Source organism: Streptomyces sp. NPDC059649, assembly GCF_042734445.1.
In the GTDB taxonomy this organism is placed as follows: Bacteria; Actinomycetota; Actinomycetes; order Streptomycetales; family Streptomycetaceae; genus Streptomyces.
The window spans coordinates 1-11,784 of the sequence record NZ_JBHWDV010000029.1 but is presented as its reverse complement, the minus strand read 5'-3'; the positions used below and the strand labels follow the sequence as shown (position 1 = coordinate 11,784).

Genomic DNA, 11,784 nt, shown 5'->3' with positions numbered 1-11,784 from the left:
GCGTAGCACTCCAGTTGTACGGAAGGACCCATACGTGGAGTGATTCGCCGGACCCCCGATCGCTCGTAGTTTCGTGATCAAGCACGGAAATGATCGAGAGGTCCCGGATTGATGTACGGCAAGGCGTTCGCACCGGAATATCAGGGCGAGCTGGGCGCGGCACTGGGCGTGAACTCCTCCTACGAGGAGGTGCTGGCCACGGCGAGCCGGGCGCGCACCGAGGCGGGCACGGCGCTGGAGCGGGCCCGCGCCGGACTCGCGGTCGCCGAGGCCAACCGGCGGCTCGGCCGGGTCGCGGCAGCGGGCGCCGCCTGGCGGGAGAGCTACCGCAGCGCCCGGAGCGCGGGTGACGCCGGCGCCATGGCCTGGGCACTGTGGAGCGGCGGCACACTGGCCCGCCAGTGCGGCACCCTGCCGCTGGCCCGCCGGCTGCTCACCCACGCCGTCGCGCTGGCCGACCACGGCGCCGACCGTCTCGCGCACGGCTACGCGCTCGCCGGACTCGCCGAAACCGGTCGCATACAGGGCGATTACGCCGCGGTCGCCGACCTCCACGAACAGCTGCTCGCCCAGGCCCGGGCGCACGGCGAGACCCGGCACACGGTCTGGGCGATGTCCGGCATCGCCCAGATGCACCGCAACACCGGCGACTACGACAAGGCCCTGGAGCTGTTCGAGGAGTCCGCCCGGATAGCCGAGGAGGGCGATGACGCCCGCGGCCGCGCCTGGTCGCTGCGGGGGATCGCCGATGTGCTGTCCGTGCGGGGCGAGACCGAGCGGGCGCTGACGCTGCTGTCCGAGGCGGAGGCGGTCTGCCGCCGGATGGACCTGGCCAGCGCGCTCGCCTACAACCACAAGATGCGCGGCAACGTGCTGTACCGCGCGGGCCGTTACGCCGCGGCGCGGGACACCTACACCCTCTCGCTGGGGGAGTTCCGTGCGATGCAGGAACCGCGCGGGGAGGCGCTGTCCCGGCTGGGGCTGGCCAAGTCCCGCGCCCGGCTCGGCCGCGACCTCGACGAGACCCTGGCCGAACTCGCCGACCTGGAAAAGGAGTTCGCCCGCATAGGCCTGCGCCATGCGCGCGCCATGGTCATCGCCTTCCGGACAGAGCTGACCGCCCGATCGGCGCCAGGAACTCCCGCTCCTCGGTGCGATGCCACCACGCTCCCGTCTCCCGCAGTTCCCGCCAGGTCGTGAAGCGGTAGCGGAAGACCCGGGCCCGGATCCGGGCCGGCGGCAGGTCGGGGAACGGATTGCTGCGCAGCAGCCGCAGGGTGTCCCGGTCGTTCTCCAGCAGCCGCGCCACGAGCGGGACGAACCAGGACCGCGCATAGGCCGGGGAGAGCGCGGCGAACCACATCAGCCAGTCCAGCCGCAGATGGTACGGCGCGAACTGGCGCGGCAGCCGGCGCACGTCACCCGGTTTGCCGTGGAACTCGTACGCCTGCCAGGTCGTCCCGGGCCCGGTCACCGCGTCCGCCGTGCCCTCGATGACGATCTCCCGGCGGACCCGGGTGATGCTGCCGAAGGCACCGTAGGAGTTGACCAGGTGCAGCGCCTCGTAGGAGGTGTTCATCATCTGCTGCCGGGTGAGCAGATTGCGGGCCGGCCGGTAGCTGAGCCAGGCCACGCCGGCGGTGGCGATCAGGACCAGCACTTCGAACCACAGGGGCGGGGCGGGCAGCGGCGCATCGGGCTGGGCCCACAGCGGTGCGGCGACGGACGCGGCGAGCGCGATGGTCACCCAGTTCAGCCAGGCGAAGTTGCCGGACAGCACCAGCCACAGCTGGGTGACGACCATCGCGGCCGCGGCCCAGCCGGCGATCGGCTGCGGCGTGAACAGCAGGACGGGCAGGGCGAGTTGGGCGACATGATTGGCGGCCACCTCGACCCGGTGCAGCGGTTTGGGCAGATGGTGGAAGAACCAGCTCAGCGGGCCGGGCATCGGCTGGGTCTCGTGGTGGTAGTAGAGGCAGGTCAGATCCCGCCAGCAGCGGTCGCCGCGCATCTTGATCAGGCCGGCGCCGAATTCCACCCGGAACAGCACCCAGCGCAGCAGCCACATGGTCAGCACCGGCGGCGCGGTGTCGGTGTTGCCGAGGAACACCGCCAGCGAGCCCGACTCCAGCAGCAGCGACTCCCAGCCGAAGCTGTACCAGGTCTGCCCGACGTTCACGACGGAGAGGTACAGCGCCCACAGCACGGCCCACAGCACCATCGACGCCCAGAGCGGTACGGCATCCGCGGCACCCGCCGCCACCGCCGCCGACAGCACCACCCCGGACCAGCACCAGCCCGCGAAGAAGCGGTCCGAATAGCGCCAGTGGAACACCGAGGGCGCCAAGCGGAACGGCACCCGCGCCACGTAATCGGGCACCGGCAGCATCCCGCGCGCCCCCATGAGCGCCCGGAACTGCCGAACCGCCGCGAGGAACGCGAGCAGGTAGAGAACGGCCAGCGTGCGCTGGAAAACCAGCCGGCCGAGCCAGTAACCGGAATCCGAGAACCATGCCACCCGCCCATGGGTAGCACTGCCGCCGCGCCCCCGGGAACACGCTGTCCGGGCGGTCACGCTCCCGTCACTCTCCAGCGTACGGATCGGGGCAAATGCAGCAACCTGAGAGCCGTTCGAGTGTGTGATGCACCTCACATGATGGCGTTGTCGGCCCGATCTCCCAAGGGGGTGCGGTTCCCGCCTTCCGGCGACATGACCATCTCGCCGGAAAACGTCGAGCGCGCCGCGAGCGCCGTAGTTACTCTGAAGGCCGACGGACGACCTATCTGGGAGACGCCAACACCATTGGCCCGTCGCGGGAACGCCACAAACCTTGGCCGACTTCCCGCTCTGTGAAGCAAGGCGCCACCGCGTCGGACCAAAACCTCGATGAAGGAGTGCGTGGTGGCTGTGCACAAGGTTCAAACCAAGCAACCCCGGCTGAAGCAGGGGGGCGAGCGACCAGGTCGGATCAAGGAAGTCCGTAACCTCGAAGTCTGGGACCGCTGCGGCCCGGTGCGGCTGGCCGGCTGTGACGACGATCCCGGCGAGCCGCACATCTTCCGCGGCATCGACTGATCGCTCGGACGTCGGCCCTGACCCTTGGGGTAGCTCCCTCCAGGGTCAGGGCCGACGCCCGATCAGGCACCGCGGACGGCGGGGCGCCGGCGTCGCGCGGGCCGCGCGGTCGGGGATCAGCCCGGGTAGAGCCGGCGCTGCGGCACGATCTGCTGGGACTGGCTCGGACTCGACCACAGCAGCTTCAGATACGCCTCACCGGTCCGCTCCGTGTGCTCGATCCGGATGCGGTGCCGGTGGCCGGCCTTCAGGGAGACGGTGGCCTTGTCCACCTGCGGGCCGTGCGGCGTCGTACTGTCGATCAGCAGCCGGCCGTCCAGCCACAACCGCACGGTGTCGTCCGAGACGGTGGTCAGCGTGTACGTCTCGTCGAAGCGCGGCTGGAGGAAGCCGGTCCAGCGCGTGCTGAAGTGATCGGCGGGGATACCGGGGTCCGGAGAACCGTCGAAGCGGTAGGACTTGTTCACCGTCGGATCGACACCGGTCACCGCCGGCGGGCCGGTGAAGGAGTCGTTCGCCCAGCTCCGCGCGGTCAGCCCGGTGCCGGTGCCGGCGGGCGCCGCGGGCGGCGGCTGGATCGTCAGCCGGAGGACGCTCGCCAGCGGGTCGGGGGCCGGACCCGACGGGGTGAGGTCGAAGCCGTCGCCGGCCCGGACCACCTTCACCGGCCGGTCGCTGCCCAGCACCCGGGCCGCGGTGATCCCGAACGGCGCCCGCGCGGTCAGGTGGAGCGGCGTACCGGCCGCGGGCCAGGAGGTGACCGAGGCGTACAGCTCGTCGCCGCGCCGGGAGACCGCGCCCCAGGACGGGGCGGAGACCAGCCCGGTGTGCCCGGCGCCGTACACGGCGGCGCCCTGCCCGTGCGCGGCCAGCCAGCGACCGGTCTCCCGCAGCCGGTCGACGGACGGCCCGGGGATCCGGCCGAGCCGGTCGGGGCCCACGTTCAGCAGGTAGTTGCCACCCCGGCTCGCCACGTCCAGCAGATTGCGGACCACGGTCGCCGGCGACTTCCAGTTGCTGTCGTAACGGGCGTACCCCCAGTGGTCGTTGAGCGTCATACAGCTCTCCCACAGCTGACCGTCCACCGGCTCGGCGGGGATCTCCTGCTCCGGTGTGCCGAAGTCACCGTCGACCACATCGCGCTTGCCGACCCGGTTGTTGACGATCAGGTCCGGCTTCAGCCGGTGCAGATACGCCTGGAGCGCGGCGCCGTCCTGGCGGGACCAGTGGTTGGCGGGGCGGTCCGCGTCCCATTCGCCGTCGAACCACAGCAGTGCCGGGTCGTAGTTCTCGATCAGCTCCTTGAGCTGGCCGTACATCCGCTTCCGGTAGCGCGGGAAGGTCGCCGGGTCGGCGAAGTCGGGGTCGTGCCAGTCCCAGATCGAGTAGTAGAAGCCGAGTGTGATGCCGGCGGCGTCGGCGGCCCGCTTCAGCTCGGCGAGCAGGTCGCGGCGCTTGTCGAAGGCGGAGTGGTCCCGCAGGTTCCAGGTGTTCTGCCGGGTCGGCCACATCGCATAGCCGTCGTGGTGCTTGGACGTGATGACGAGGTAGCGCTGCCCGGCGTCCTTGGCGGCCCGGACGATCGCCTCGGCGTCGAAGCCCGACGGGTCGAAGGTGGCGGCCTGCTTCTCGTACTCCGCCCGCGGAATGCCGCACTCCCGCTCGATCCACTCCGCGTTGCGGCAGACCGTCCCGTCCGGCCGGGTGTACTCGCCCTCCAGGTTCGAGTACGCGCCGAAGTGGATGAACATCCCGAAGCGGTCCGTGCGCCACCACGCGGTGCGCGGCGCGGTGAAGGGGTCGTCGGTCGCGTGGTTGGTCCCGGGTCCCTCGGCGGGCCGCGGCGGGGGCGCGGCGGCGGCCCCCGAGCCGCCCGCCGTCAGCAGCAGCGCGCCCAGCGCCACCACGACTGCCAGTCTCCGTAACGGTCTTGTGCGGCTGTGCATCGCTCGCTCCCTCGGGTCGGATGGTCCCGTCGGCGAACCGGGCGCGCGCCTCCCGTGTCCTCCCGCATGGTGCAGCCCCGGCCCCGCGACCGGAAGCCCCCGGACACCACAAACATCGGAGCATCTGGGCGGAACCGGGGGCCCGTAAGGGCGCTGAGGGCGGAATACGGGCTCATTGCTCGGATCAAAGCGGTCGTCGGGAGGTTGGCCGAGATGCGTACGGTCGGGCGTCCCGCTTGTCTGTACGGTGCCGCGGAGCCCTGGTGCAGCACCCCGGTTGGCTGTTCAATGAGCCGCCCGGGCGCACCCACTGGAGGTCCCATGGAAGCCGTCGCCCCGCCCGCCACCGGTACCCCCGCCCTCCGCTGCGCGGGGCAGGAGCGCGGCTACCCGGAGTTCGCCGACCGTGCGGCGCGGATCGCCACCGGCTTACGGGAGGCGGGAGTCGAACCCGGTGACCGGATCGCCGTGGTGCTCCGCAACGAGCTCGCCCATCTGGAGATCACCTCCGGCGCCGCCCTGCTCGGCGCCTCCGCGGTCCCGGTCAACTGGCACTTCCGCCACGACGACCTGCGGCACGTCCTCACCGACAGCGGCAGCAAGGTGGTCTTCGTCCACACCGACCTGCTGGACCGGGTGGCCGCCGTGCTGCCCGAGGGCGTCCGTCTCGTCGAGGTGGCGGTGCCCGCCGGGGTGGCGGCCGCGTGCGGCATCGCCGCACCCCCGCCCACCGGCACGCATCCGGTGCTGGAGGAGTGGCTGGCCGGCCACGAGCCGCTGGACCGGCCCGCCGCGGAACGCCCGCCCACCGTCATCTACAGCTCCGGAACCACCGGGCGCCCCAAGGGAGTTCTGCGCGCCCCGGTCGCAGCGGACCGGCTCGGCCAGGCCGTACAGCGGTTCCTGGAGTACTTCGCGGTGGCGCCCGGCGGCCGTACGCTGATCCCCGCCCCGCTCTACCACGCGTCCCCCGGCCAGCACGCCGTCCTCGCGCTCGCCGCCGGCCTCGACATCACCCTGATGCCGCGGTTCGACGCCGAGGAGTTCCTGCGTCTGATCGAGCGGCACCGCATCGAGCAGGTACAGGTCGTGCCCACCATGTTCGTACGGCTGCTGCGGCTCCCCAAGGACGTCCGCGAGCGCTACGACCTGTCGTCGCTCACCTCGGTGGTGCATGCCGCCGCGCCCTGTCCGCCGCATGTGAAACACGCCATGATCGACTGGCTGGGACCGGTCCTCCGGGAGTACTACGGCGGCAGTGAGACCGGCGCGGTGACATGGTGCGACAGCGTGGAGTGGCTGGCCCACCCCGGCACCGTCGGCCGGGCGAGCGGCACCGGTGACGTCGCCGTCCTCGGCCCCGACGGGCAGCCGCTGCCGCCCGGCGCCCCCGGCGACATCTACCTCAAACCCTCCGAGGACTGGCCGCAGTTCACCTACCTCGGCGACCCGGCCAAGCGCGCCGCCATGGAGGCACCGGGCCTGCCCGGCTACGTCACCATCGGCGACATCGGCCATCTCGACGCGGACGGCTACCTCTACCTCAGCGACCGCCGCCACGACATGGTCATCTCCGGCGGCGTCAACATCTACCCCGCGGAGATCGAGGCCGCGCTGCTGGCCCTGGACGGGGTACGGGACGCCGCGGTGTTCGGCATCCCCGACGAGGAGTTCGGCGAGGTCCTCGCCGCGCACCTGGAGACCGAGCCCGGCGTACGGCTCACCGCGGAAACCGTACGCGGCCACGTCGCCGAGCGGCTCGCCGGCTACAAGGTCCCACGGGCCGTCGTCTTCGAACAGCGGCTCCCGCGCGACGAGTCCGGCAAACTCTTCAAACGCCAGCTGCGGGACCCGTACTGGGCGGGGCACGGGGGAACGATCTGAGGGGGTCGGTCACCGTCCGAACCGGGAGATCCTGCCGCTGCGCACCCGGCACATCGAGGGCGACCGCGTCCTGGTGCCCGGGACCGCCGCCGATGACGACGTCTCGGGGGCCGCCGCCGCGCGGAGGTCGGTCGCCGAGCGGCGGTTGGCCGTCAGGAGAGGGTCGGCCGCCGGGAGCGGGCCGGCCGCTGCGGGGACGGGCCTCCCCGCGTCGTCATCGTCCCCCCCGTCGTACCGGCCCCGGGTCGGAAACGTCTCCTCCCGCCACCGTCCCGGCACCGCGCGCCCGCTAGAGTCGACTGCGACGGTCAGCTGCAACAGTGCTGGTGAAGCCGCTTCCACAGGGTTCCGGGGGCCGCCGCCCCGGGGGGAGGACGAAGAGTCGACATGAGCCGCCGTTCCCATGGATTAATGGCCGTCTGGGCCGAGGCGCAGCGCCAGCAGCAGCGCCGGGAGGAAGCCCAGCGCCGCGCGTACGCCCAGGCGCAACGCGACCAGGAACGGCAGGCCCGGGACGCCGAACGGGCCATGGCGCGACTGCACCGGGAACGCCGGACGGCCTATCGGCAACAGCGCGAGGCGGACGCCCGCCGCCGGACCGAGGAACTGGAGGCGCGGGTCGCCGCGCTCACCGGCCTGCTCGCCGACGGCTGCCGCGCCCCGGCCTTCACCGCCGCCGCGCTGCTGCGCCCCGAGCGCATCGAGGAGTTCGCGCCGGGCGCCCTCGCCACCCCCGTACCGATGCCCGACCCGGCCCGCTATCAGACGCCCTCCGGCGGCGGCTGGCACCTGGGCGCGGCCCGCCGCGACCGGGCGCAGGAAGAGGCCCGCGCCCGGTACGAACAGGACTGGTACGCCGCCCAGGCCGCCGAACACCAGCGGCAGAACCAACTCGCCGCGTACCGCCGCCAGTACGACCAGTGGGCCGCCGGTGCGCTGGCGGAGATCCGGCGGCACAACGCCGGCATCGAGGAGTTGCTGACCGGTCTGCGCACCGGCGACGCCGAGGCCGCCGTGGAGTACTTCTCCGCCGCGCTCTACGCCTCCACCGCCTGGCCGGAGGGCTTCCCCCGCCGGGTCACCGCCGCCTACGATCCCACGGCCCGCCAGCTCGTCCTGGACTGGGAGTTGCCCGGCTACGCCGTCGTTCCGGAGACCAAGGCCGTCCGGTACCAGGCCACCGCCGACCAGGAGAAGGAGACCGCCCGGCCGGCCGCCCAGCGCCGGGCGCTCTACCGAGACGTCCTGGCCCAGAGCATGCTGCTGGTGTTGCGGGACCTGTTCGCCGCCGACACCTACGGCGCGCTGGACTCCGTGGCCCTCAACGGCTTCGTGGCCGACGCCGACCCGGCGACCGGCCGGCCCGCGCAGCTGTACCTCGCCACCGTCATGGCCCCGCGCAGCGCCTTCGACGCCCTCCACCTCGACCGGGTCAGCGCGGTGGAGTGCCTGACCGACGGCCTGCGCGGACAGCTGGCCGCCCGACCGGACCAGCGCACGGCGGTACGGCCCGGACGGCTGCCGGGCGACGTCGGTGGTACCGACGCGGTCGTCTCGCACGGCGGCGAGGCCGAGCCGGACCTGTACGAGATGGACCCGATCGCCTTCGAGAACCTGATCGCGGAGCTGTTCCGCGCGATGGGCATGCAGGCCGTCACCACCCAGCGGTCCGGCGACGGCGGGGTGGACGTGGACGCGCTGGACCCCGACCCGATCCGCGGCGGCAAGATCGTCGTGCAGGTCAAGCGCTACCGCAACACCGTCCCGCCCACCGCGGTCCGCGACCTGTACGGTACGGTCCAGGCCGAAGGCGCCAACAAGGGCGTGCTGGTGACCACCTCCCGCTTCGGCCCCGGCGCGCACACCTTCGCCAACGGCAAACCGCTCAGCCTGATCGCCGGCCCCGAACTCGTCGACCTGCTCGCCCGCTACGGCCTCCGCGGCCGCCTCGGCACGCCCGACCTCGCCGACGCCACGGTCTCCGACGCGGGCACGGTTTCCTACGCGGCCACGTCCTCCGACGCCGCCACGGTCTCCTACGCCGCCGCCGATCCGGTCGCCTCCGTGGGGGCCACTGCCCCCACCACCTCCTCCTCCCCCTCCTCCTCCGGGACTCCGGACCACAACATCCTCGGCATGACCTGGTCCGGGGACGTGGCCCTCGACGTCTGCGCCCTGGTCTGCAAGGGCACCACCGTGCTCAGCGAGGACCACTTCGTCTTCTACAACAACCCGCGCACACCGGACGGTTCGGTACGGATGCTGCCCGCCACCGCCACCGCCGCCACAGCCGCCGCCCCAGACCGGGCCGCGGTGCAGGTGCACTTCGAGGGGCTGCCCCCGGACGCCGACCGGCTGGTGCTGGTCGCCGCCGTCGACCCGCAGGCCGACCCCGACGCCGACCTCTCCGGCTTCACCGACGCCCGGATCCGGCTGCTGGACGCCGCGGGGGAGGAGCAGGGACAGCTGGAGGTCTCCGACGGGCGACGCGGCGAGACCGCACTGGTCCTCGGCTCCTTCCGCCAACGTGCCGGCGGCGACTGGGACTTCGTCATCGGCGGCAAGGGCTATCCCGGCGGCCTCACGGCCCTGGTGCAGGAGTACGGCATCGAGGTCGCCTGAGCCGGCCGCCTGCGTCCGCTCCCGTGAACCGGACCGGCGCCCGGCGCCCGGCAGCCGAGGGCCGGGGTCAGCTCTGCCACAACCGGGTCAGCACGGCGTTCACCGCGTCGGGACGCTCCTGGTGCGGTGCGTGTGCGGCGCCGCTCACCTGGACGTGGCGGGCGCCGATCGCCTCGGCGAGGTACTCCCCGCAGGCGGCCAGCGCCGCGCCGGTGAACTCCCGGTACGCCGGATGCGCAGTCTCCCAGGTGCCGTTGATGACGACCTTGGGCAGCGCGGCCGCGGTCAGCCGGCCGAGCGGCAACTCCGCGTCCCACACCGGCCGTTCGCGCATCGCCGACCGCACCGCGCGCAGCTTCCGCGGGGTCGGCTCGGGCATCGGCAGCCCGTACGGCTCGGTGGAGAGCCGCAGATACGCCTCCGGGTCCATCGCCGTGGCGTCGAAGGCGCCGTACGCCTCCCGGATCCGCCGCACCGCGGCCGCCACGGTGGGGTGCCCGGCCGCGGTGCGCAGCGGGCCCGGCTCGATGAGGGTGAGCGACTGCACCGCCTCGGGGCGCGCGGACGCGGCCAGCATCACGGCGGCCGCGCCGTACGAGTGCCCCACGAGGTGTGCGCCGTGGCCGAGGAGCGCGAGGACGTCCTCGGCGTCCGTCTCGTAGTCGCTGCGGGCGATGTCCGGGCTGTCGCCGAAGCCGCGCCGGTCGACGAGCTCCAGCCGGAACATCTCGGCCAGCGGCCGCTGCCCCGCGAAGCACTCCGTCCCCCAGGTCATGGTGCCGTGCACCATCAGCACCCGCGGCGCCCCGGGTGTCGCCTCGTCCCACACCGTCACATGAACCGGTTCCCGCTCCCCAAGCGCACTCATACTGCCGACCCTAGGGGTTCCCCGGCTCCGGCCGGCCGGATCCGCCCCTCACCATCCCGCCAGCCGAGCCAGCACCTGAACCTGCCTCAACTCATCGGCCCCGCCCGCCACATCACCATGCGCGGCACACCACAGCGCACTCTCCACGCCACGCGCCACCGACCAGGCCGACAACCGCGCCGGGTCCTCGTCCAGCGCCTCGGCGACCTGCGCATACCGCTCGCGGAGCACCGGGCGGGGGTCCGCGTACCCGAAGGGATCGTCGATCTGCAGCAACAGCGGGGACGGATCGTACGCCGGGTCGCCGACCATCGGCTTGGCGTCGATGACCAGCCACGGGCGGCGCTCCGCGGCCAGCACGTTGCCGGGGTTGAAGTCGCCGTGCACGACGACCTCGCGGCGGGCGGTCCGCGGCAGTTCGCGCAACAGCCGGGCGCCGAGCGCCACCAGCCCCGGGTCGTATCCGGGCCGCAGCCGGTCCATCCGCTCCTCCAGGAGGTCGGCCCATTCGGCGCAGACCGCGTCCATGCGCTCCAGCTCGCCGTCGGGCGGGGCGGGTGCGGACCACAGGTCGCGCAGCAGGTCCGTGGCGATGCCGAGCCGTTCGGCGGGCGGCAGCGCGGCGTCACCGAGCTCGGTGCCGGGCCGGCACCACTCGATCAACAGCGCCCCCAGCTCGGGCGCCCGCCGCAGCAGCCGTACCGCGCCGCGGCCGTTCCAGGCGTGCAGGGCCGGCCCCTCCCCGTCGGCCTCGCGGTGCGGCCAGGTGACCTTGAGAACGGCCGGTGCCCCGCCGGGCAGCTCGGCCGGCGCCACCCACGAACAACTGCCGCCCCGGAACGGCGGCCCGAGCCGCAGCTCCCAACGCCGTTCCAACTCACCGACGATCCCCGGCAGCCGCTCCAGCCACTCCCGCCCGGAAGCGGTGCGGCGCATCTGCGCAAGAACGGGCAGGTCAGCGGGGAAGCGGGACATCCACGCATGCTATTCGGTTGTTCTGCCCACGTACCTGGCTTTCCGGCCGCGGGGGTTGCTCGCCGTTCCGCTGCGCTTTGCGGCGCCGCGTACGTTGTCGGCCGTCCCGCCGCGGTGGTTTCTCGCCGTTGCGCCTGGCGGCGGGCGTGGGTTGTCGGGTGCGGTGCCGCTCCTCCGGACTTCGTCCTGCGGCGCGGCCCCTCCCGTGATTGGGGGGAGAGGTTGGTGGGGGCGTGCGTGGTCCCTGGCTGGTGTCCCGTCGTTGCGTGCGCTGTGCGGCGCCTCCCACGTTTTTGTCTGCGGCGCCGCGGTTGTTGTTCGCCGTTGCTCCCCCACTGCCTAAAGGGCGTGGGAGGTACCCCCAGCGGCGGGCTGGGTTGTGGTGGGTGCGGTGACGGTCCTCCGGGGCCGGT

At 72.8% G+C, this 11,784-nt stretch carries 8 protein-coding genes; 4 read left to right on the top strand and 4 right to left on the bottom strand.

Features of this window, described 5'->3' with window-relative positions; all coding sequences use genetic code 11:
* The first annotated feature begins 111 nt into the window (after window positions 1-111).
* A complete protein-coding gene (locus tag ACFV1J_RS26100; protein WP_385861869.1) occupies window positions 112-1,200 on the top strand; it encodes a tetratricopeptide repeat protein in 1,089 nt (362 codons plus the stop codon).
* Here ACFV1J_RS26100 and ACFV1J_RS26095 read toward each other — a convergent pair.
* A complete protein-coding gene (locus tag ACFV1J_RS26095; RefSeq protein WP_385861867.1) occupies window positions 1,094-2,518 on the bottom strand; it encodes a lipase maturation factor family protein in 1,425 nt (474 codons plus the stop codon). The two genes, ACFV1J_RS26100 and ACFV1J_RS26095, sit on opposite strands and share 107 nt — an antisense overlap.
* 384 nt (window positions 2,519-2,902) lie before the next feature.
* Between ACFV1J_RS26095 and ACFV1J_RS26090 the strand changes: the two genes are divergently transcribed.
* Complete coding sequence (locus ACFV1J_RS26090) at window positions 2,903-3,076, top strand: hypothetical protein (protein ID WP_385861865.1); 174 nt, start codon at window positions 2,903-2,905, stop codon at window positions 3,074-3,076.
* A gap of 116 nt (window positions 3,077-3,192) precedes the next feature.
* On the opposite strand, the gene ACFV1J_RS26085 is transcribed toward ACFV1J_RS26090, so the two are convergent.
* A complete protein-coding gene (locus ACFV1J_RS26085) occupies window positions 3,193-5,022 on the bottom strand; it encodes an alpha-L-fucosidase (protein WP_385861863.1) in 1,830 nt (609 codons plus the stop codon).
* Window positions 5,023-5,343: 321 nt separating this feature from the next.
* On the opposite strand from ACFV1J_RS26085, the gene ACFV1J_RS26080 reads away from it, so the two are divergent.
* Together ACFV1J_RS26080 and ACFV1J_RS26075 are read left to right on the top strand one after the other, a co-directional pair.
* Window positions 5,344-6,906, top strand: a complete 1,563-nt coding sequence (locus ACFV1J_RS26080; protein ID WP_385861862.1) for an AMP-binding protein — start codon at window positions 5,344-5,346, stop codon at window positions 6,904-6,906.
* 411 nt (window positions 6,907-7,317) lie between these two features.
* Window positions 7,318-9,528 (top strand): restriction endonuclease, encoded by a 2,211-nt coding sequence (locus tag ACFV1J_RS26075; RefSeq protein WP_385861860.1) that lies wholly within the window; start codon window positions 7,318-7,320, stop codon window positions 9,526-9,528.
* 67 nt (window positions 9,529-9,595) lie between these two features.
* Here ACFV1J_RS26075 and ACFV1J_RS26070 read toward each other — a convergent pair whose 3' ends face one another.
* Complete coding sequence (locus tag ACFV1J_RS26070) at window positions 9,596-10,396, bottom strand: alpha/beta fold hydrolase (protein WP_385861856.1); 801 nt, start codon at window positions 10,394-10,396, stop codon at window positions 9,596-9,598.
* Window positions 10,397-10,444: 48 nt separating this feature from the next.
* Window positions 10,445-11,371 carry an aminoglycoside phosphotransferase family protein gene (locus tag ACFV1J_RS26065; protein ID WP_385861854.1) on the bottom strand — a complete coding sequence of 309 codons (927 nt, stop codon included), beginning with the start codon at window positions 11,369-11,371 and terminating at the stop codon, window positions 10,445-10,447.
* Window positions 11,372-11,784 lie beyond the last annotated feature (413 nt).